The 21,415-nt window shown below is 68.4% G+C and carries 19 protein-coding genes; 10 read left to right on the top strand and 9 right to left on the bottom strand.

The features are described from left to right. Positions 1–207: adenosylcobinamide-GDP ribazoletransferase (locus H7I57_RS08055; protein ID WP_264022864.1), on the top strand; the 207-nt coding region annotated here is incomplete at its 5' end. Here the strand turns inward: H7I57_RS08055 and H7I57_RS08050 are convergent. Together H7I57_RS08050 and gcvT are read right to left on the bottom strand one after the other, a co-directional pair. Further along, positions 200–1,303, bottom strand: coding sequence for a branched-chain amino acid aminotransferase (locus H7I57_RS08050; protein WP_264022863.1), 1,104 nt, complete (start codon positions 1,301–1,303; stop codon positions 200–202). The two genes, H7I57_RS08055 and H7I57_RS08050, sit on opposite strands and share 8 nt — an antisense overlap. Positions 1,304–1,348: 45 nt before the next feature. Next, a complete protein-coding gene (gene gcvT, locus H7I57_RS08045; RefSeq protein ID WP_264022862.1) occupies positions 1,349–2,458 on the bottom strand; it encodes a glycine cleavage system aminomethyltransferase GcvT in 1,110 nt (369 codons plus the stop codon). Positions 2,459–2,499: 41 nt separating this feature from the next. On the opposite strand from gcvT, the gene H7I57_RS08040 reads away from it, so the two are divergent. Continuing rightward, the gene (locus H7I57_RS08040) at positions 2,500–4,032 is read left to right on the top strand and encodes a leucyl aminopeptidase (RefSeq protein WP_264022861.1); all 1,533 of its coding nucleotides are present in this window, start codon (positions 2,500–2,502) and stop codon (positions 4,030–4,032) included. A 72-nt stretch (positions 4,033–4,104) separates the two neighbouring features. Here the strand turns inward: H7I57_RS08040 and H7I57_RS08035 are convergent, their stop codons facing one another. Both H7I57_RS08035 and H7I57_RS08030 read right to left on the bottom strand, forming a co-directional pair. Then, positions 4,105–5,745 carry an SDR family oxidoreductase gene (locus H7I57_RS08035; RefSeq protein WP_264022860.1) on the bottom strand — a complete coding sequence of 547 codons (1,641 nt, stop codon included), beginning with the start codon at positions 5,743–5,745 and terminating at the stop codon, positions 4,105–4,107. A gap of 23 nt (positions 5,746–5,768) precedes the next feature. Next, positions 5,769–6,125 carry an oxidoreductase gene (locus H7I57_RS08030; RefSeq protein ID WP_264022859.1) on the bottom strand — a complete coding sequence of 119 codons (357 nt, stop codon included), beginning with the start codon at positions 6,123–6,125 and terminating at the stop codon, positions 5,769–5,771. Positions 6,126–6,293: 168 nt separating this feature from the next. On the opposite strand from H7I57_RS08030, the gene sucB reads away from it, so the two are divergent. From sucB to H7I57_RS08005, 5 genes are read left to right on the top strand one after another with little or no spacing between them, the layout of a single operon-like run. After that, positions 6,294–8,054 (top strand): 2-oxoglutarate dehydrogenase, E2 component, dihydrolipoamide succinyltransferase, encoded by a 1,761-nt coding sequence (sucB, locus tag H7I57_RS08025; RefSeq protein ID WP_264022858.1) that lies wholly within the window; start codon positions 6,294–6,296, stop codon positions 8,052–8,054. A gap of 12 nt (positions 8,055–8,066) precedes the next feature. Continuing rightward, positions 8,067–8,978, top strand: a complete 912-nt coding sequence (locus H7I57_RS08020) for a TIGR01777 family oxidoreductase (protein ID WP_264022857.1) — start codon at positions 8,067–8,069, stop codon at positions 8,976–8,978. Positions 8,979–8,998: 20 nt separating this feature from the next. After that, entirely contained in the window at positions 8,999–9,709 is a 711-nt protein-coding gene (gene lipB, locus H7I57_RS08015) for a lipoyl(octanoyl) transferase LipB (protein ID WP_264022856.1), read from the top strand. Beyond that, entirely contained in the window at positions 9,706–10,680 is a 975-nt protein-coding gene (gene lipA, locus H7I57_RS08010) for a lipoyl synthase (protein WP_264022855.1), read from the top strand. Before lipB ends, lipA begins: the two co-directional genes overlap by 4 nt. Positions 10,681–10,684: 4 nt before the next feature. Then, on the top strand, positions 10,685–11,437 hold the full coding sequence (locus H7I57_RS08005; RefSeq protein ID WP_264022854.1) for a DUF4191 domain-containing protein: 753 nt from the start codon (positions 10,685–10,687) through the stop codon (positions 11,435–11,437). A gap of 21 nt (positions 11,438–11,458) precedes the next feature. Here H7I57_RS08005 and H7I57_RS08000 read toward each other — a convergent pair whose 3' ends face one another. Beyond that, on the bottom strand, positions 11,459–11,926 hold the full coding sequence (locus H7I57_RS08000; RefSeq protein WP_264022853.1) for an RDD family protein: 468 nt from the start codon (positions 11,924–11,926) through the stop codon (positions 11,459–11,461). A 147-nt stretch (positions 11,927–12,073) separates the two neighbouring features. Here H7I57_RS08000 and glnA point away from each other — a divergent pair, with 147 nt between their 5' ends. The 3 genes from glnA (at position 12,074) to H7I57_RS07985 (ending at position 15,442) form a co-directional block, all read left to right on the top strand. Beyond that, on the top strand, positions 12,074–13,510 hold the full coding sequence (gene glnA, locus H7I57_RS07995; RefSeq protein ID WP_264022852.1) for a type I glutamate--ammonia ligase: 1,437 nt from the start codon (positions 12,074–12,076) through the stop codon (positions 13,508–13,510). Positions 13,511–13,800: 290 nt separating this feature from the next. Next, the gene (locus H7I57_RS07990; RefSeq protein WP_264022851.1) at positions 13,801–14,718 is read left to right on the top strand and encodes a mechanosensitive ion channel family protein; all 918 of its coding nucleotides are present in this window, start codon (positions 13,801–13,803) and stop codon (positions 14,716–14,718) included. Between the two features lie 280 nt (positions 14,719–14,998). After that, positions 14,999–15,442 carry a DoxX family protein gene (locus H7I57_RS07985; protein ID WP_264022850.1) on the top strand — a complete coding sequence of 148 codons (444 nt, stop codon included), beginning with the start codon at positions 14,999–15,001 and terminating at the stop codon, positions 15,440–15,442. Positions 15,443–15,527: 85 nt separating this feature from the next. Here H7I57_RS07985 and H7I57_RS07980 read toward each other — a convergent pair whose 3' ends face one another. Genes H7I57_RS07980 through H7I57_RS07965 form a run of 4 tightly spaced genes read right to left on the bottom strand, consistent with a single transcriptional unit; the run spans position 15,528 to position 21,409 of the window. Beyond that, entirely contained in the window at positions 15,528–16,385 is an 858-nt protein-coding gene (locus H7I57_RS07980; RefSeq protein ID WP_264022871.1) for a TIGR03619 family F420-dependent LLM class oxidoreductase, read from the bottom strand. Further along, complete coding sequence (locus H7I57_RS07975; RefSeq protein WP_275081031.1) at positions 16,382–17,026, bottom strand: PaaI family thioesterase; 645 nt, start codon at positions 17,024–17,026, stop codon at positions 16,382–16,384. Before H7I57_RS07975 ends, H7I57_RS07980 begins: the two co-directional genes overlap by 4 nt. A gap of 12 nt (positions 17,027–17,038) precedes the next feature. Next, positions 17,039–20,014 (bottom strand): bifunctional [glutamine synthetase] adenylyltransferase/[glutamine synthetase]-adenylyl-L-tyrosine phosphorylase, encoded by a 2,976-nt coding sequence (locus H7I57_RS07970; RefSeq protein ID WP_264022848.1) that lies wholly within the window; start codon positions 20,012–20,014, stop codon positions 17,039–17,041. 54 nt (positions 20,015–20,068) lie between these two features. Continuing rightward, on the bottom strand, positions 20,069–21,409 hold the full coding sequence (locus H7I57_RS07965) for a glutamine synthetase family protein (RefSeq protein WP_264022847.1): 1,341 nt from the start codon (positions 21,407–21,409) through the stop codon (positions 20,069–20,071). Positions 21,410–21,415 lie beyond the last annotated feature (6 nt).

Below are 21,415 nucleotides of genomic sequence, written 5' to 3'. Positions count from 1 at the left end.
TGGGCGGTGGCGGTCGCCGCCCTCGCGGTCCCGGCGTGCGCGCACCCCTGGCAGGGCCCGCTGGCGGTGCTCGTCGCGTGGGCGTGCAGCGTCGCCCTGGTGGCGCACTGCGTGCGCAGGTTCGGCGGGATCACCGGCGACGTGCTCGGCGCCGCCGTCGAGGTGACGACGACGGTCGCGGTGGTCGGGATGGCGATCGCTAGCTGAGCCTGGCCATCCAACCGTGGGTGTCGGCGAACGTGCCGCGCTGGATACCGGTCAACGTGTCGCGCAGCGCCATGGTGATCTCGCCGGGCTCCCCGTCGGCGATGGTGAACTCGCCCTCACCGTGCTTGACGTGTGACACCGGGGTGATCACGGCGGCGGTCCCGCACGCGAACACCTCGGTGATCTCGCCGGCTGCGGCCTTCTTCTGCCATTCGTCGACGTCGATCTTGCGTTCCTCGACCGCGAATCCGGCGTCAGTTGCCAGCTGCAGCAACGAATCCCGGGTGATACCGGGCAGCAGCGAACCGGACAGCTCGGGGGTGACCAGGCGTGCGGTGCCACCGCTGCCGAATACGAAGAACAGGTTCATGCCGCCCATCTCCTCGACGTAGCGGCGTTCGGTCGCGTCCAGCCACACGACCTGGTCGCAACCCTGGTCGGCCGCCTGGGCCTGCGCCAGCAGCGAGGCGGCGTAGTTGCCGCCGAACTTGGCCGCCCCGGTACCGCCCGGGCTGGCCCGCACGTACTCGGTGGACAGCCACACGCTGACGGGCTTGATGCCGCGCGGGAAGTAGGCGCCCGCGGGTGAGCCGATCACCAGGTAGCGGTACTCGTTGGCCGGCCGGACACCGAGTCCGGGTTCGGTGGCGAAGATGAACGGCCGCAGATACAGCGACTCCTCGCCGCCTGCGGGTGGCACCCAGGCCCCGTCGACGGCGATCAACTGCCGCAGCGACTCGATGAACAATTCCTGGGGCAACTCGGGGATTGCCAGCCGCCGCGCCGAGGTCCGCAACCGGGCGGCGTTGGCTTCGGGCCGGAACGACACGATGGAGCCGTCGGCCCACCGGTAGGCCTTCAACCCTTCGAAGACCTCCTGCGCGTAGTGCAGGACGATCGCCGACGGATCGAGCTCGATCGGGCCGTACGGCAGGACCCGCGCGTCGTGCCACCCGGCGTCGGCGCTGTACTCGATGGACACCATGTGGTCGGTGTGGAACTTGCCGAACCCCGGGTTGGCCAGGATCTCGGCACGTACCTCGTCGCTCGCCGGATCCGCGTTGCGATCGACGGTGAACTCGAGGCCTTCAGTCATGCACGCGATTCTATAACCGCGCGGCTAGCGCGTTTTCTCGATGTTCTACGAGCGGGTGCGCGTGTCGACGAACGGCGGCTTGACCACTTCGCACTCGATCATGCGACCGCGGACGTCGACGACGACCTTCCGACCGTCGGCGATGTCGGCGGCGGTGTCGATCAGCGCAAGGGCGATACCGACTTTCAATGTCGGAGAGAAGGTTCCCGAGGTGGTGATCCCGACCGGCGTCTCCCCGTCGAGAACCGTCAGATCGCCGCGCAGCACGCCGCGACCGAGAGCCTTCAGGCCGCGCAGTGTGCGCCGCGGACCGGCTTCCTTCTCCGCCAGCAGCGCCTCGCGGCCCCAGAACGCGTCCTTCTTCCAGCCGACGGCCCAGCCGCACCGCGCCTGAAGCGGTGAGATGTCCAGCGACAACTCGTGTCCGTGCAGCGGATAGCCCATCTCGGTGCGCAGGGTGTCGCGCGCGCCGAGGCCCGCAGGCTCGCCACCGGCCGCGGCGACGGCCTCGACGAGGGCGTCGAACACCACCGCCGCCCGATCCCAGTCCGGTAACAACTCGTAGCCGTGCTCGCCGGTGTAACCGGTGCGGCACACCCGAACCTCGACGCCGCCGAAGGCCGCGTCGGCGTAGCCCATGTAGTCCATATCGGTGGGCAACCCCAGACCGCCGACCACCTCGGCCGACTTGGGTCCCTGCACGGCCAGCACCGCGCGCGAGCGGTGCTCGTCGGTGATGGCCAGGCCGTCGGGGGCGCGCTCGATCAGCGCGGCGACGACTGCGGCGGTGTTGGCGGCGTTGGGGACCAGGAAGATCTCGTCGTCGGAGACGTAGTAGGCGATCAGGTCGTCTATCACACCCGCGACGCCGCCCACTTCCGTGCAGCACAGCGTGTACTGCGCCTTGCCCGGACCGATACGGCCCAGATCGTTGGTGAAGGCGGAGTTGACGTACTCGGCCGCGCCGGGACCCTTCACCAGTGCCTTTCCGAGGTGGCTGACGTCGAAGAGGCCGACGGTGGTGCGGGTGGCGGTGTGCTCGGCCACCGTGCCCGCGTAGGACACCGGCATCAGCCAGCCGCCGAACTCGGCGAAGCTCGCCCCGAGCTCGCGGTGGCGGTTTTCCAGCGGGCCGTGCAACAGGTTGTCACTCACGGCCAACCACACTAGTAGCCCAGTGGATAGGGTGAACCCCCGTGAGCACTCCAGCCGGTTACCAGTCCCCCGCCGTCACCGTCGCCAGCACGTTGCCCAAGCGCAAAGTCGAGTCGTCGGTGCTGATCGTGCCTGTCGTCACCGGCGGCGACGAGAACTCGGATGCGACGGCGCGCGTTCTCGCCAGCCCGTATCTGGACGCCGAGGCGATCAGTGAGGTCCAGGGGGCGCTCGACGCTCTGGGCGCCAAGGGCGGTGCCGAGCAACTGACCCGGGTGGTGGCGCCGTCGCTGCCGGTCGGCAGCGTGCTGGCGGTGGGGCTGGGCAAGAGCCGCGACAGCTGGCCCGCCGAGACGATCCGCCGGGCCGCCGGTGTGGCCGCGCGCTCACTGTCGGGGGTCGAGAACGTCGTCACCACCCTGTCGGATCTCGACCTGGAGGCGGCGGTCGAGGGCTTGATCCTTGGCGCCTACCGGTTCAGCGACTTCCGCAGCGCGAAGACCGCCCCCAAGGACGCCAGGCTGCGCAAGATCACCGTACTCACCCCCGACACGAAGTCGGCGACCAAGGACGCCGCTGCGCGGGCGGAGGCGGTCGCGACGGCCGTCGCCACCGCCCGCGATTTCGTGAACACCCCGCCCAGCCACCTCTTCCCTGCCGAATTCGCCCAGCGGGCAAAGGCTTTGGGCGATGCGGCCGGGATCGACGTCGAGGTGCTCGACGACAAGACCCTCGCCAAGCAGGGATTCGGCGGAATCGTCGGGGTCGGCAAGGGCTCGTCCCGGCCGCCGCAGCTGGTGCGGCTGACGCACCGGGGGGCCAAGAAGAACAAAAAGTCCAAGAAGGTCGCGCTCGTGGGCAAGGGCATCACGTTCGACACGGGCGGCATCTCGATCAAGCCCGCCGCCAACATGCACCACATGACGTCGGACATGGGCGGTGCCGCGGCCGTCATCGCGACGGTGGTTCTCGCCGCGAGGCGGCAGCTGCCGATCGATGTGGTCGCCACCGTGCCGATGGCCGAGAACATGCCGTCGTCCACTGCGCAGCGACCGGGCGACGTGCTGACTCAGTACGGCGGAATCACCGTCGAGGTGCTCAACACCGACGCCGAGGGCAGGTTGATCCTGGCCGACGCGATCGTGCGGGCGTGCGAGGACCAACCCGACTACCTCATCGAGACCTCGACGCTGACCGGCGCGCAGACCGTGGCGTTGGGGGCGCGTACCCCCGGGGTGATGGGCAGTGAGGAGTTCCGCGACCGCGTCGCCGAGATCTCCCAGGAGGTCGGCGAGAACGGCTGGGCGATGCCGCTGCCGGAGGAGCTCAAGGACGATCTCAAGTCGACGGTCGCCGACCTGGCCAACGTGAGCGGTTCCCGGTACGCCGGCATGCTGGTTGCGGGCACGTACCTGCGCGAGTTCGTCGCCGAGGGCGTGCAGTGGGCGCACATCGATGTCGCCGCCCCGGCTTACAACTCGGGCGGTCCGTGGGGTTACACGCCCAAGGGCGGCACCGGGGTGCCGACGCGCACGATGTTCGCGGTCCTGGAGGACATAGCCGTGAACGGCTGATCCGGCCTGAGCCGTGAACGGCTGATCCGGCCTGAGCCGTGAACGGCTGATCCGGCCTAGGTCCCGCACCTGCTACATGACGCTCCCGCCACGCGCCGCACTGCGCATCGCCGGCGGCAGGGCGTGGGCGGCGCCGTAGACGAAGTACGCCTCGGGCGTCACGGGTCGGATGGCCTTGTTCGCCTTCACTGCGGCGACGATGGCCTTGGCGACCTTCTCGGGTCCGTACCGACGTACGCCGAAGCCTTTTCGTGCCCGCCCGCGAACCGTTTCGACGTCGTGGCTGCGCGCCTCGGGCAGCGAGAAGCGGGTGGTGTCGACGATGTTGGTGCCGACGACGCCGGGGCAGATGGTGGTCAGCCCGATCCCGGCCGTATCCAGTTCTGCCCGTAGGCAATCCGAGAACATGTAGACGGCCGCCTTGGACGTGCAGTAGGCGTTCATCACGTTGACGGGCGCATACGACGCCATCGAGGCGACGTTGACGATGTGGCCGCCGGTTCCCCGTTCGACGAGGCGTTTGGCGAAGGACCGGCAGCCGTTGACGACGCCGCCGAAGTTGATGTCGAGCACCCGGTCGAACTCCTCGGCCGGGGTGTCGAGGAAGAACCCGGCATGACCGACGCCCGCGTTGTTCACGACGATGTCGGGGACCCCGTGCTCGGCGCACACCCGTTCGGCGAACGCTTCGACGGCAGCCGCGTCGGCGACGTCGAGGGGGTAGCTGTGCGCGGCGGCGCCCTCGGCGACGATGCGCCGCGCGGTCTCCTCGAGTCCGGTCACGTCGACGTCGCTGATCACCACGTCGGCCCCGTCCCTGGCGAACGCCACCGCCGTCTCCCGTCCGATGCCACTACCGGCACCGGTCACCGACACGAGGGTGTCACCGAAGGGTTTCCGGGCGCGGCCGACCTGTGCGCGCAACAGTTCGCGGGCCGCGGGGGCACCGTCGAGGTGGTCGACGAGCTGGATGACCGACCGCGCCAGCACCTGCGGATGGGAGGCCGGCGACCGGTGCCCGGCCTTGATGTCGCGCCGCCACAGCTGCGGCACCCAGGCGCCCATCTCGTCGTAGAAGGACGGCCGCAGGTAGGGGTCCCGGGCGTTGACGATGAGCTGCACCGGTACGTCGACGCCGAGGTCGCGGTCGTCGGGGCGAGCACCTGCGATCGTGCGGACGGCGTTGGCGCGATACATCTTCACCCGCACCGAGCGGGGCGCCATCACCGCCAGCTGTCCAAGCTGCCGGAGACCCTGCAGGAAACGCCGCGGCCGGTAGGGCCGGCCCAGCGTGTCGATGAGGTAGCGGTTGACGTGGTCGGGGCGCGGACCGGCCACCGAGGTGAACGACGCGACCCGGTTGGCCGCACCCGGACGTGTGAGGAACTCCCAGACCGCGGCCGATCCCCAATCGTGGGCGAGCACATGCACGGCGCGCTCACCGGACACGGCGTCGATGACCGCGGCGAAGTCGTCGGCGAGTCGCTCGGTCCGGTACGCCGAAGTTCGTTTGGGCACAGTGGAATCGCCCGCCCCGCGATTGTCGTAGCAGATGACGCGGAACCGGTCCGCGAGCAATGGCACAACCCCGTCCCACAGGCGGTGGGTATCGGGATACCCGTGCGCCAGGACCAGCGCGGGCCCGTCTGCGTTCCCCTGTTCGTAGACGGCGATACGGACGCCGTCGCTGCTCTCCACAAACCGCTGGGTCATGGCACCTCCGCGAGCGGACACTACTAGCGGTCGTCGAGCTCCTCGCGCAGGGCACGCTTGCGCTGAATCCGCTGCCGCGCGTCGTAGTCACGCATGCGCTGTGGGTAGCCGACCTTCTGCACGTCGTACACCGGGATCTTGAGGCGGTCGGACAGGCGCCGCGCGCCGGCGACTCCCCCGGCCTTGCGACGGGTCCACTCGCCGTCCGCCGCGACCAGGACCACCGTGACCTCGGTGACCGTCGTCTTCGGCTCGACGAACGCCTCGACACCTTTGTGCTCTGCGACCCACTGCTGGAGATAGCGAAGGTCCGCTGCCGGGTCGCGGGTCGCGGTCCCACCCGCGCGGCGCCGCCGACGAAGCCTGTCGAACAGTCCCACCTGGCCTTGCTCCTTTCCGGCACGCGGGGCCCGCCGGCTCTCGTAACCCTCATTCGATAGTGCCAGAGCAGTCAGTACCCCCGTCTGCGGCGAAACGTGACGGTGGACGTGACAGGATGGGAACCGACACTTCGACACCTCGACACCGTGCAAGGGAGCCACGACACAATGGCCATCTCCGTCCAGATGCCCGCACTCGGCGAGAGCGTTACCGAGGGGACAGTGACCCGCTGGCTCAAGCAAGAGGGTGACACGGTCGAAGAGGACGAGCCCCTGTTGGAGGTGTCGACCGACAAGGTCGACACCGAGATCCCCTCTCCGGCTGCAGGTGTGCTGAAGAAGATCGTCGCCCAGGAGGACGACACCGTCGAGGTCGGCGGCGAACTGGCCGTCATCGGTGACGCCGACGACAGCGACGGCGACGAGGGCGGAGCAGAGCCGGCCGCAGAGAAGTCCGACGAGCCCGAACCCGAAGCCGAGTCCGAGCCGGAACCCGAGCCCGAGCCCGAACCTGAGCCGGAGTCCAAGCCCGCCGCCAAGTCCTCGGGCTCGTCGGGTTCGTCCACGCCGGTGCTGATGCCGGAACTGGGCGAGTCGGTCACCGAGGGAACGGTGACCCGCTGGCTCAAGAAGGTCGGCGACAGCGTCGAGGTGGACGAGCCGCTGGTGGAGGTGTCCACCGACAAGGTCGACACCGAGATCCCGTCACCGGTTGCCGGCAAGCTGCTGTCCATCACCGCGGAAGAGGACGACACCGTCGAGGTCGGCGGTGAGCTGGCCAAGATCGGCGACGCCGACGCCTCGAGCGACGACGAGCCGGAACCAGAGCCGGAACCGGAACCGGAGCCGGAGCCGGAGAAGGCCGAACCCAAGCCGGAGCCCGAGTCCAAGCCGGAACCCAAGCCGGAACCCAAGCCCGAGCCCAAGGCGGAGCCCGAGTCCGAGCCGGCCGCGGCCGAGGCGCCGTCCGGCGGCGACAGCGGCCCGTACGTCACCCCGCTGGTGCGCAAGCTCGCCACCGAGCACGACGTCGACCTGACCTCCGTCAAGGGCACCGGTGTCGGCGGCCGCATCCGCAAGCAGGATGTGCTCGCAGCGGCCAGCGAGAAGGAATCAGCGAAAGACGCGGCTAAGCCCGAACCCGCCGCCGAGGCTCCCGCCAAGGCGTCGTCGACGGCTCCCGCACCCGAGGCCGCACTGGCCCATCTGCGCGGTACCACGCAGAAGGCCAACCGGATTCGTCAGATCACGGCGAAGAAGACACGCGAATCGCTGCAGGCGACAGCACAATTGACCCAGACCCACGAGGTCGACATGACGAAGATCGTGTCGCTGCGGGCGAAGGCGAAGGCGAAGTTCGCCGAGCGCGAGGGCGTCAACCTGACCTACCTGCCGTTCATCGCCAGGGCCGTGATCGACGCGTTGAAGATCCACCCGAACGTCAACGCGAGCTACAACGAGGAAGCCAAGCAGATCACCTACTACGACGCCGAGCATCTCGGCTTCGCGGTCGACACCGAGCAGGGTCTGCTGTCGCCGGTGATCAAGAACGCCGGCGACCTGTCGCTGGGCGGGCTGGCCCGCGCGATCGCCGACATCGCGGCGCGGGCACGTTCGGGCGACCTCAAGCCCGACGAACTGTCCGGTGGCACCTTCACGATCACCAACATCGGCAGCCAGGGCGCGCTGTTCGACACGCCGATCCTGGTTCCGCCGCAGGCGGCGATGCTGGGCACCGGCGCGATCGTCAAACGGCCGCGGGTGATCGTCGACGAGTTCGGCAACGAATCGATCGGCGTGCGCTCGGTGTGTTACCTGCCGCTGACCTACGACCACCGCCTGATCGACGGCGCCGACGCCGGACGCTTCGTCACCACGATCAAGCGGCGGCTCGAAGAGGGCGCGTTCGAGGCGGATCTGGGACTGTAGAAAGCAGTGTCGATGCCATCAGAATCGGTCATCGCCGTTGCGGGATCCTCCGGTCTGATCGGTACGGCGCTGGTCTACGCCCTTCGTGCCACCGATCGCCGGGTGCTGCGCATCGTGCGCCGGGCACCGTCGAGCGCCGACGAGGTCTACTGGAATCCCGACACCGGCGAGTTCGATCCGGACACGCTGCACGGGGTGGACGCCGTGGTGAACCTGTGCGGCGTCGGCGTCGGCGATAAGCGGTGGTCCGGCGCGTTCAAGCAGAGCCTGCGCGACAGCCGCATCGGCCCCACCGAGGTGTTGTCCAACGCGGTCGTCGACGCCGGCGTGCCCGTCCTGATCAACTCGAGCGCCGTCGGCTACTACGGCGACACTGGTAACCACACCGTCGACGAGACCGCCGGTCCCGGCACCGGCTTCCTCGCCCGGCTCGCGCTGGACTGGGAGAACGCCACCGCATCGGCGGCCGCCGCCGGGGTGCGGGTCGTGCTGACCCGCACCGGCCTGGTGATGGCGCCGTCGGGCGGCATGCTCAGCCGGCTGAAACCGCTGTTCGCGCTGGGCCTGGGCGCGCGCCTGGGCAACGGTCGCCAGTATCTGCCGTGGATCAGCCTCGAGGACCAGATCCGCGCGCTGCTGTTCGCGATCAACCGCGACGACGTGTCCGGGCCCGTCAACTTCACCGGGCCCGCGCCGGTCACCAACGCCGAGTTCACGACGGCGCTGGGACGCACGATGAACCGCCCGACCCTGCTGATGGCCCCGGGGTTCGCGCTGCGCACGGCGCTGGGTGAGTTCGCCGACGAGGGACTGCTGGGCGGCCAGCGCGCGATCCCCGCGGCGCTGGAGGGTGCCGGGTTCCACTTCCGCCACAACACCATCGGCGAGGCCCTGGCGTTCGCCACCGCGCCCAAGGGAATCTGAGCGGGAGTAGCGTCGTGTTCATGGCGACATCCATCCGGTCTCACCGCACGCCGGTGCAGGTGCGGCGCCTGGGCACCCTGGACTACCGGTCGGCGTGGGATCTGCAGCGCGAACTGGCCGACGCGCGGGTCGCGGGCGGCCCCGACACGCTTCTGTTGCTGCAGCATCCCCCGGTGTACACCGCGGGTCGGCGCACCCTTCCTCATGAGCGTCCCGATGTCGCCGGTTCGGACGGCACGCCGGTGATCGAGACCGACCGCGGCGGCAAGATCACCTGGCACGGTCCCGGACAGCTCGTCGGCTATCCCATCATCGGACTGGCCGAGCCCCTCGACGTCGTCAACTTCGTTCGGCGACTTGAGGATTCGCTGATCAAAGTGTGCGCCGATCTGGGTCTGGAGACGGGGCGCGTCGAGGGCCGGTCTGGGGTGTGGGTTCCTGGTGACGACGTCCGCCCGGCGCGCAAGGTCGGCGCGATCGGCATCAGGGTCGCGCGGGCGACGACACTGCACGGGTTCGCGCTGAACTGCGATTGCGACCTCGGCGCGTTCGGCTCGATCGTGCCGTGCGGCATCGCCGATGCCGGGGTGACGTCACTGACCGCCGAGCTCGGCACCACGGTGCGCGTCGACGACGTCGTCGACCGGGTCGCCGATGCGGTGTGTGACGTGCTCGACGGTCCGCTCGGCAGCGACGTCGGCGCACCGAACGCAGTAGCATCGATGCAGTGAGTGTCACTCCTGAAGGCCGCAAGCTCCTCCGCCTCGAGGTGCGCAATGCCGAGACGCCGATCGAGCGCAAGCCGCCGTGGATCAAGACCAGGGCGAAGATGGGCCCGGAGTACACCGCGCTGAAGTCGCTGGTGCGCCGCGAAGGCCTGCACACGGTGTGCGAGGAAGCGGGTTGCCCCAACATCTTCGAGTGCTGGGAAGACCGCGAGGCCACGTTCCTGATCGGCGGCGAGCAGTGCACCCGGCGCTGCGACTTCTGCCAGATCGACACCGGCAAGCCTGCCGACCTGGACCGCGACGAGCCGCGCCGGGTGGCCAAGAGTGTGGCCGCGATGGGGCTGCGCTACTCCACCGTCACCGGGGTGGCCCGCGATGACCTGCCCGACGGCGGCGCCTGGCTGTACGCCGAGACGGTCCGCCAGATCAAGGCACTGAACCCGAACACCGGCGTCGAGCTGCTGATCCCCGACTTCAACGCCGAGCCCGCCCTGCTCGAGCAGGTCTTCGCATCGCGCCCGGAAGTGTTGGCGCACAACGTCGAAACGGTGCCGCGGATCTTCAAGCGGATCCGGCCGGGTTTCCGCTACGAGCGCAGCCTGTCGGTGATCACGATGGCCCGTGATCACGGATTGGTGACCAAGAGCAACCTGATTCTCGGCATGGGCGAGACGCCGGAGGAGGTCCGCGCCGCGCTGCGCGACCTGCACGACGCCGGCTGCGACATCGTCACCATCACCCAGTACCTGCGACCGTCGGCGCGTCACCACCCGGTGGAGCGGTGGGTGCACCCCGACGAGTTCGTCGAGCACGAGCAGTTCGCGGCCGACCTCGGCTTCGCCGGCGTGCTCGCCGGACCGCTGGTCCGCTCGTCGTATCGGGCAGGCAGGCTGTACGCCCAGACGCTCGCGTCGCGGACCACGGGAGCCGCCGCGACTCCGGCGATATCCGCCGCCAAACCCGCCGTATTCTGAACGAATGGCGAAGACGCGCAAACCCGCGGAGACGAAGGCGGCAAAAGCAGAGGCGAAGGCCGCCCGCAAGGCGGCCTCCAAGCAGCGCCGCAGTCAGCTGTGGCAGGCGTTTCAGATACAGCGCAAAGAGGACAAGCGCCTACTGCCGTACATGATCGGTGCGTTTGTGCTGATCGTGGGCGTGTCGGTGGCGGCGGGCCTCTATGTGGGCGGGTTCACGATGTTCATGATGATCCCGCTCGGCGTGGTGCTCGGCGCGCTGGTGGCGTTCATCATCTTCGGTCGCCGCGCCCAGAAGTCGGTGTATCGCAAGGCCGAAGGCCAGACCGGGGCGGCGGCGTGGGCGCTGGAGAATCTGCGCGGCAAGTGGCGGGTCACCCCGGGCGTCGCGGCGACCGGCCACTTCGACGCGGTGCACCGGGTCATCGGCCGGCCCGGCGTGATCTTCGTCGGGGAGGGCGCGGCGACGCGCGTGAAGCCGCTTCTGGCCCAGGAGAAGAAGCGCACCGCGCGCCTGGTCGGCGACGTCCCGATCTACAACATCATCATCGGCAACGGCGACGGCGAGGTTCCGCTGTCCAAGCTGGAGCGGCACCTGACCAAGCTGCCGGCCAACATCACCGTCAAGCAGATGGACTCCCTGGAGTCCCGCCTGGCCGCGCTGGGCACCAAGATCGGGCCCGCCGCGATGCCGAAGGGTCCGCTTCCCGCGCAGGCCAAGATGCGCGGAGTGCAGCGCACCGTGCGGAGGAAGTGACGGGCCGGCAGCCGGCGACGGCTATCTCCTGACGACGGCGGTCTTGGTCGCCAGGTCATGCAGGCCGCGCAGGTCGGAGTCGGTGAACAGCGCCGGGATGACGAGGGCGATCAGCAGGCCGCGCGCCAGCGCCCGACCCGAGCCCACGTGGGAACGGTCGTCGACCGGAACCACTTTCAGGCCCAGTGCCAGTTGCCCCGGGGAGAAGCCGAACAGCCGAACCGAAACGACGCCGAGCACCAGCCAGACGACCAACACCGCCGTCGACAACGTCGCGATGCTCAGCAGCCCGAACGTCATCGCCAGGGCCGCCAGCCCGTAGGACACCAGCCAGTCGACGCACAGTGCGGCGACTCGGCGACCGAAGCGTGCGACCGAACCCGGCCCGGTCTGCGGGAAGCCGATACGCTCGCCCGGGTAGGCGCCGGGCTGCGATTCGCTGGGACCCGACAGCCAGGAACCCAAACCGGAACCAGTAGTGCGGGCCATGCAGCCAGGATATGTGGATGCGGCCACTGCGCAGGCGGCGGTGCCTGGATGGCCATGCGTAACGTCGGCGCAACATATGGTTGACGACGGTGCAACATCGTGTCCATAGCGTCAACGCGGGCTTACCAGATATAAGGAGAGCAATCAGTGGCAGAAAAGACCGCCGACGACATCATCAAGCAGATCAAGGACGAGAACGTCGAGTACGTCGACATTCGATTCTGTGATCTGCCCGGCGTCGTCCAACACTTCTCGATCCCGGCTTCGGCATTCGACGAGAGCGTGTTCGAGGACGGCCTCGCGTTCGACGGCTCGTCGGTGCGCGGATTCCAGTCCATCCACGAGTCCGACATGATGTTGCTGCCCGACCCGGCGACCGCGCGCATCGATCCGTTCCGCGCTGCCAAGACGCTGAACATCAACTTCTTCGTGCACGATCCGTTCACCCGTGAGGCCTATTCGCGCGACCCGCGCAACGTCGCCCGCAAGGCCGAGAACTACCTGGCCAGTACCGGCATCGCGGACACCTGCTTCTTCGGCGCCGAGGCGGAGTTCTACATCTTCGATTCCGTCAGCTTCGATTCGCGGATCAACGGCACCTTCTACGAGGTCGACTCCGAGTCGGGCTGGTGGAACACCGGCGAGCCGCTCGAGGCCGACGGCAGCCCGAACCGCGGCTACAAGGTCCGGCCGAAGGGTGGCTACTTCCCGGTGGCCCCGTACGACCACTACGTCGACCTGCGCGACGAGATGGCGACAAACCTGCAGAACGCGGGCTTCACGCTGGAGCGCGGTCACCACGAGGTGGGCACCGCAGGCCAGGCCGAGATCAACTACAAGTTCAACACGCTGCTGCACGCGGCCGACGACGTGTTGCTGTTCAAATACATCATCAAGAACACCGCATGGCAGAACGGCAAGACCGTCACGTTCATGCCCAAGCCGCTGTTCGGTGACAACGGCTCCGGCATGCACGCGCACCAGTCGCTGTGGAAGGACGGCAAGCCGCTGTTCCACGACGAGTCCGGCTACGCAGGCCTGTCGGATCTGGCGCGCCACTACATCGGCGGCATCCTGCACCACGCACCGTCGCTGCTGGCGTTCACCAACCCGACGGTGAACTCCTACAAGCGCCTGGTGCCGGGATACGAGGCGCCGATCAACCTGGTGTACAGCCAGCGCAACCGGTCGGCGTGTGTGCGTATCCCGATCACCGGCAACAACCCGAAGGCCAAGCGCCTCGAGTTCCGCTGCCCGGACAGCTCGGGTAACCCGTACCTGGCGTTCGCGGCCATGCTCATGGCCGGCATCGACGGCATCAAGAAGAAGATCGAGCCGCTCGCCCCGGTCGACAAGGACCTCTACGAGCTGCCCCCAGAGGAGGCCGCCAACATCCCGCAGGCACCGACGTCGCTGTCGTCGGTGATCGACAAGCTCGAAGAGGACCACGAGTACCTCACCGAGGGCGGCGTGTTCACCACCGACCTCATCGAGACGTGGATCACCTACAAGCGGGAGAACGAGATCATGCCGGTGCAGATCCGTCCGCACCCGTACGAGTTCGCGCTGTACTACGACGTGTAAGTCGGCTCGCCGACGCGACGTCTGAGTCGCCGCGTCCCGCAGTAATTCGCAACGAGTCCACCCGTTCGGCAGTCACGACCGCCGAGCGGGTGGACTCGTTTGCGCCGCGGCCCCTCCGTCCCCCTTGAACGGGTTCCCACAAACCGATCCCCGCCGCTGTCCGCTGACGCTCGCGAAAATTCGCGACGTGATCTGCGTTACACCACGTGCCGAGCGGGTAGATCGAGGAGAGCGACCCTCGATCGCGCGGCGGCCCGCCTTTCGGGCCAGGGACGAAGGAGCCGAAACTCATGAGAGACGCCTTGAACGACATGTGGCGCTCGGTCGCCACGTTCGCGCCCAAACTGATCGCGTTCCTCCTCATCCTGATCATCGGGTGGATCATCGCCAAGTTGATCGCCAAGGCGGTCGACAAGATCCTCGAGCGCGTCGGATTCGACCATGCTGTGGAACGCGGCGGCGTCAAGCGCGCCCTGGCCAGAAGTCAGTACGACGCCTCCACCATCGCCAGCAAGATCGTCTACTACGCGCTTCTGCTGTTCGTGCTGCAGTTGGCGTTCGGCGTGTTCGGGCCCAACCCGATCAGCGACCTCATCTCCGGCGTCATCGCTTTCCTGCCGAAGCTGTTCGTCGCGCTGATCATCATCGTGGTGGCGTCTGCCATCGCTGCCGCGGTGCGGGATCTGCTGTCGAACACCCTGAGCGGCCTTTCCTACGGCAAGGCGTTGGCCAACATCGCCAGCATCTTCATCATCGGACTGGGCCTGATCGCCGCCCTCAATCAGGTCGGCATCGCGCTGACCGTGACCCTGCCGGTGCTGGTGGCCATCCTCGGGACGATCGGAGGCATCCTCGTCGTCGGTGTCGGCGGCGGCCTGATCAAGCCGATGCAGGGTCGTTGGGAGAACTATCTGAACAAGGCCGAAGAAGAGAGCCGCAACGTGCGCGAGCGGTTGTCCACTTCGGGCAACGCCGCCGGGCGGGACACCCACACCTTTTCGGGCGCGCACCATCAAGACCCGTACACCGAACAGACCGCTCAGCTGCCGACGGGAGCGGGCCAACCGTCGCACGGCTACCAGCCGCCCGGGTATTCGCAGCAACCCGGCTACCCGCAGTCGGGCCAGCAGCAGCCCGGCTACCCTCAGCCCGGCCAGCAGGCGCCGTACCCACACCCCGACAACCCGCCGATGCGGCCCGGTTACTGAAAACACAACGGATACAACATCACTGACGTAGCGAAGGCGACGGTCAGCGGGGCAACGCTGGCGTCTCAACAAGGGGGATGAACCCCGACGACCGCCTTGCAGGAGACGCCGGCGCCATCCCTCACCACCGCCACCCACTGATCCGTTCAGTTGCCTCGGGCACCGAGGCTCAAACCCACCGTGCTCGAGACGGCCCGAAACGGCGACTCGACGCTTGTCGTTCCGGTGCCATAAACCAAAGCGCCATCCGGACCGTAGTCCGTCCAGGTATTCTCCAGGAATGACTGCGAACCTCGACGCACGCCTGGCCGGCTACTCCTCCCCCGTGTTGAGCATCTTCCGCATCGTGTTCGGCATTCTTTTCACGCTGCACGGCACCATGAAGCTCTTCGGATGGCCACTCGGCGAGGCGGTCCCCGTCGGCACCTGGCCGTTCTGGTTCGCCGGGTTGATCGAGCTGGTCCTCGGGCTGCTGATCACCGTCGGCTTCTTCACCCGCATCGCCGCGATCATCGCCTCGGGCGAGATGGCGGTCGCATACTTCTGGCAGCACTGGGCGCTGTTCAGCGGCGAACCGGCCAGCTTCTGGCCGTTCTCCAACGGCGGCAACGGCGGCGAACTCGCGATCCTCTTCTGCTTCGCCTTCCTGCTGCTGGCGACGACCGGCGCAGGCGCGTGGTCGGTGGACGGCCGGCGCCGGCCGACGGCCGTCACGCGTCGCTGACGACGCGGTTGCCCCCCGCCAGCCCACGGTTGGCGATCCCGCTCTCCGAGACCGTCGGGGGGACCGCGACGTCTTCGCCGGAGCTCTAGTCCAACCCCAGATCCTCACAAAACCGGCGCATTCCGTCGATCTTGTCGGTCAGGGAGGCGTCGGCGCCGCTGTAGAACATCCACGGCATCGTGATGATCCCGGTGATCCCGCCGGCCTCGGCAGCCGCGTAGTGCTCGGGGGTGAACGCATCGGTGAGCGGGGTGATGACCTCGAAACCGTCCATCGTCGAACCCTTGTCGGCTCGCAGCTCCCGCAGCGCCGAAACGCGTTCGAGCGCACGCTCGGTGGTGATCAGGTCCCCGATCCACCCGTCGTGGCGTGCGGCGCGCCGCAGCGCGATGTCGGACAGCCCGCCGACGTAGACCGGGATGTGCGGTGGGGTCGGCTCCATCTCCATCCGCGGTGCGGTGTAGAACTCGCCGGAGAACTCCGTCCAACCCGGCGACCACAGCGCCTTCATCAACTCCAACATCTCGTCGGTGCGCTTGCCGCGCCGTTCGAACTGCTGGCCCAGCAACTCGAATTCCTCACGGCACCACCCAACACCGATACCGAGTTCCAGTCGCCCCCGGGCCAGCACCGCCGCCGTACCGATCGATTTCGCGGCAGAGTAGGGATCGCGCATCGCAGGCAGGTACACCGTGGTGACGAAGTGCAGCCTTGTCGTCACCAACGCGATCGCCCCGATGATCACCCACGGGTCCGGCCAATCGGTGAAGGCCTCCCACCGCCTGCTGCCGTCCTTGGTGTACGGGTACGGCGTCTGAAGTGTCTCCAGGTTGATGACGTGATCCGGGACCGCCATCCCGTGGTAGCCGAGATCGTCTGCTGCCTTGGCGATCTCGACGGCCTCCCGGGTATCGAGAAAGGCCGTCGACACATAGAACTTCATCCGGCGTCTCGCGCCCATGCGGGCTTGATGAACACTCCCTCGGCTTCGACGGTGACACCCTCGGCATCCCTGAGGTAGCCCCGCGCGAAGGTCTTGATCCCCTCCGACCGCTCGACGAACGCCTCCGCGCGCACCCACCCCAGATGGGTGCCGCGCAGGTACTTCACGCTGATCGTGCCGGTGAACTTCGGCTGGCTGAGCCCCTCGCTGGCCACCTCCCCGAGGATGTGGTCGAGCAGCAGCGCGCAGATCCCGCCGTGGACCCACCCCGGTGGTCCCTCGTAGGCGGGTCCCAGCGTGAACTCACTCCAGCAGCTGCCGTCGGCCTCGTGCTCGATGAGCATCGGCGGGGCGATCGCATTGCGCAGTCCCACAGCGGGATTCGCCCACGATACCGGACGGCCGGTGTCGGCGTGCCGCAGCGTCGACGCCGTCGTGCGCTGCTCGCGCTCCAGCAGCTCCGTGGCCGCCTCGAGGTGACCGAGTGCTTCCCGCACCGTGGCCTCGTCGACCGCGGTGTGGATCCCCGCGTCGATGAGCCTGCGCAGCGCGTCGGTCAGCGGTTCATAGCTCGCGCGCTGCCGGGCGTACTCCTCGGCGTTGATGACGTCGAACGCATATTCCACCGTTATCCTCCACATCCATGAGGCGGCTCAGCCGCCGAAGATCTTGCGCACCACGGCTTTTGCCCGTCTGGTGATTCGCAGGTAGTTGTCCAGGAACTCGCTGCCGTCGCCGTCGCGCCAGCCGGCTGCCACCGCCACGGCGTTGAGCAGTCGACCGGGACCCGGCAGCTGATCGGTGGGTTTGCCGCGCACCAGCACCAACGCGTTGCGGGCCCGTGTCGCCGTCAGCCACGCGTCGCGCAGGAGCTCGATGTCGCCCTCGGCGATCAACTCGGCGGCGCCGATCGCATCCAGGGTGTCCAGAGTCGAGGTGGTGTGCAGCGCGGGCATCTTGTGCGCGTACCGCAGCTGCAGCAGCTGGACTGTCCACTCGATGTCGGCGAGCCCGCCGCGGCCCAGTTTGGTGTGCGTGTTGGGGTCGGCGCCGCGGGGTAGCCGCTCGGCGTCCACCCGTGCCTTGATGCGCCGGATCTCCTGCACCGTCTCCGCCGACACGCCACCCGCCGGGTAGCGCGTCTTGTCGACCATCAGCAGGAAGCGTTCGCCGAGTTCGAGGTCACCCGCGACCCGGTGCGCGCGCAGCAACGCCTGGACCTCCCACGGCTGCGCCCACTGGTCGTAGTAGGCCGCATAGGACGCCAGGGTGCGCACCAGCGGGCCGCTGCGACCCTCGGGCCGCAGGTTGGTGTCGACCTCCAGCGGCGGGTCGCCGCTGGGAGTGCCCAGACGCGTCCGGACCTGTTCGGCGACCGTCCCCGCCCACTTCACCGCGGCCGACTCCTCGACCCCGTCGCTGGGTTCGCAGACGAACAGCACGTCGGCGTCGGAGCCGTATCCGAGTTCGCCGCCGCCGAGGCGCCCCATCCCGATGACCGCGATGCGCGCCGGCGGACCGGACTCGGGGGTGTTCGCGCGGATCACCGCCTCCAGCGCGGCCTGCAGGACCGCTACCCACACGGACGTGAGCTGGTGGCAGACGTCGGTCACCTCGAGCATGCCCAGCAGGTCGGCCGAGGCGATGCGGGCCAGCTCCCGGCGCCGCAACGACCGGGCCGCGGCGATCGCCCGCAGCGGGTCGCTGTGCCGGGCCGCCGAGGCCACCAACGACCGTGCCGCCCCTTCGGTGTCGAGGTCGCACAGCTTGGGCCCGTTGGGTCCGTCGGCGTAGAGCTGGATCACCTCGGGGGCACGCATCAGCAGTTCGTGCGCGTACGCCGAGGTGCCGAGGACGTGCATCAGCCGCTTGGCCACCGCACCCTCGTCGCGCAGGGTCGCCAGGAACCAGCGTTGGTCGGCGAGTTCGTCGCTGAGCCTGCGGTAGTTCAGCAGTCCCGCATCGGGATCGGGGGTGTCGGAGAGCCAGTCCAGCAGTGTGGGCAGCAGGACCTGCTGTACGCGACCACGGCGTGCGGTGCCGCCGGTCAGCGCGGCCAGGTGGGTCAGCGCGCTCTGCGGCCCCTCGTAGCCGAGTGCGGCGAGCTGGCGTTCGGCCGATTCGGCGCTCATGCCGGCGGTAAGTCCCAGTGAGTCGGGACCGACCGACTCCAGCAGCGGTTGGTAGAACAGCTTGGCGTGCAGCCGCGACACCCGGTGGTTCTGGCGTTTGAGTTCCTCGCGCAGCACCCCCAGCGCATCGTGGCGGCCGTCGGGGCGCATGTGCGCCGCGCGGGCCAGCCAGCGCATGGCCTCGTCGTCGTCGGTCTCGGGCAGCATGTGGGTGCGCTTGAGGCGCTGCAGTTGGAGCCGGTGTTCGAGCAGCCGCAGGAACTCGTAGGACGCCGTCAGGTTGGCGGCGTCGTCCCTGCCGATGTAACCACCCGTCCCCAGTGCGGCCAGCGCGTTGACGGTCGACGCCACGTGCAGCTCGTCGTCGTTGCGGCCGTGCACCAATTGCAGGAGCTGGACGGCGAATTCGACGTCGCGCAGGCCACCGCTGCCGAGCTTGAGCTCGCGGGACCGGACGCCTGCGGGGACCAGCTCCTCGACGCGCCTGCGCATCGCCTGCACCTCCGGCACGAAGTCCTCGCGCTCACAGGCCGTCCACACCATCGGCATCAGCGCCTCGACGTAGCGGCGGCCCAGTTCGCCGTCTCCGGCTGCGGTGCGCGCCTTCATCAGGGCCTGGAACTCCCACGTCTTCGCCCATCGCTCGTAGTACGCGACGTGCGCATCCAGGGTGCGCACCAGCTGGCCCTGCTTGCCCTCCGGCCGCAGCGCGGCATCGACTTCGAAGAACGCGTCCGCGGCCAGTCGCATCATCTCGCCGGCGATCCTCGTCGCGATCCCGAGGCGGCTGTGCGAGCCGTCGTCGGTGACGAAGATGACGTCGACGTCGCTGACGTAGTTGAGTTCCCGCGCGCCGCATTTGCCCATCGCGATCACCGCGAGCGCGGGCGGCGGCGCATCGCCGCACACCGACCGGGACACGACGTTCAGCGCCGCGCCCAGTGCCGCGTCGGCGAGGTCGGAGAGGTGCTCACCTACTACGGTGAACGGCAGCACGGGTTCGTTCTCCACCGTCGAGGCGACGTCGAGGGCGGCCAGCACCAGCAACCGGTTGCGGTAGAGGGTGCGCAGTGGCGGTACGGCAGCCGCTGCGCCCGTTGCCCTTTCGGCCTCCGCGGTGAACATCTCACGCAGCTCCTGCGGCGCGGGCAGGGACACTTTGCCCGCCAGCAGGTGCCACGAGTCGGGGTTGGCGACCAGGTGATCGCCGAGGGCCAGCGAGGACCCGAGCACCGCGAACAGTCTGCCCCGCAGGCTGCGGTCCTTGAGCAGGGCGCGGTCGAGTTCGGGCCATTCGTCACCGAGGGCCTCCGACAGGCGCACGACCGCACGCAACGCGGTGTCGGCGTCGGGCGCACGTGACAGCGACCACAACAGCTCGACATGGGCCTCGGTGTTCCACCCGAGGCCGTTCAGGTCCGCTTGCGCCTGCCGTTCGACCAGCCCGAGCCGACCGACGCCGGGCAGCTTGGGGCGCTGCGTCGCGGGTTTGGCCACACTTGAAATCTAACGGAGGCATCTGGTGCGGCACGCACCGCGGCCGAGAAACTCCTACAACGACAGGTAGGTCTTCAGCTCGAAAGGCGTGACGTGGCTGCGGTAGTTCTCCCATTCGGCGCGCTTGTTGCGCAGGAAGAAGTCGAAGACGTGCTCCCCGAGCGCCTCGGCGACCAGCTCCGAGCTCTCCATCTCGGTCAGCGCGACGCCCAGGCTGCCGGGCAGCTCCTTGTAGCCCATGGCGCGGCGTTCCTCCGGCGTGAGGGTCCAGACGTTGTCTTCGGCCTGCGGGCCGAGCACGTAGCTCTTCTCGATGCCGCGCAGGCCCGCGGCGAGGAGTACGGCGAACGTCAGGTACGGGTTGCAGGCCGAGTCGGGGCTGCGCACCTCCACCCGCCGAGACGACGACTTGTGCGGTGTGTACATCGGCACGCGCACCAGCGCCGAGCGGTTGGCCGCACCCCAGGACGCCGCCGTCGGGGCCTCACCACCGTGCACCAGCCGCTTGTAGGAGTTCACCCACTGGTTGGTGACGGCGCTGATCTCGTTGGCGTGCTCGAGGATGCCTGCGATGAAGGACTTCCCGACATCGGAGAGCTGCTGCGGATCGTCGGCGCTGTGGAAGGCATTGGTGTCGCCCTCGAACAGGCTCATGTGGGTGTGCATCGCCGAGCCGGGGTGTTCGGCGAACGGCTTGGGCATGAACGAAGCGCGGACCCCTTCGCCGAGCGCGATCTCCTTGACGACGTAGCGGAAGGTCATGACGTTGTCGGCCATCGACAAGGCGTCGGCGTAACGCAGGTCGATCTCCTGCTGGCCGGGTGCGCCCTCATGGTGGCTGAACTCCACCGAGATGCCCATCTGCTCGAGTGCGTCGATGGCGTGGCGGCGGAAGTTCGGCGCCGAGTCGTGCACGGCCTGGTCGAAGTAGCCACCGTTGTCGGCGGGTACGGGGTCGGTGCCGTCGTACGGGCCCGGTTCGAGGAGGAAGAACTCGATCTCGGGGTGCACGTAGCAGGAGAAGCCGAGGTCGCTGGCCTTCGACAGCTGCCTGCGCAGCACGTGGCGCGAGTCGGCCCACGACGGCGAGCCGTCGGGCATCGTGATGTCACAGAACATGCGTGCCGAGTGGTGGTCACCGCCGCTGGTGGTCCACGGCAGCACCTGGAACGTCGACGGATCGGGACGGGCGACCATGTCGGCTTCCGAGACCCGCGCGAAACCCTCGATGGACGAGCCGTCGAAGCCGATGCCCTCCTCGAACGCACCCTCGAGTTCGGCGGGTGCGATGGCCACCGACTTGAGGTAACCGAGGACGTCGGTGAACCACAACCGGACGAAGCGGATGTCGCGTTCTTCCAGCGTGCGCAGGACGAATTCCTTCTGCCGATCCATGCCCGA

Origin of the sequence: Mycolicibacterium pyrenivorans (assembly GCF_025821625.1) — a bacterium.
GTDB lineage: Bacteria > Actinomycetota > Actinomycetes > Mycobacteriales > Mycobacteriaceae > Mycobacterium > Mycobacterium pyrenivorans.
This window is presented reverse-complemented; position numbering and strand designations above follow the sequence as displayed.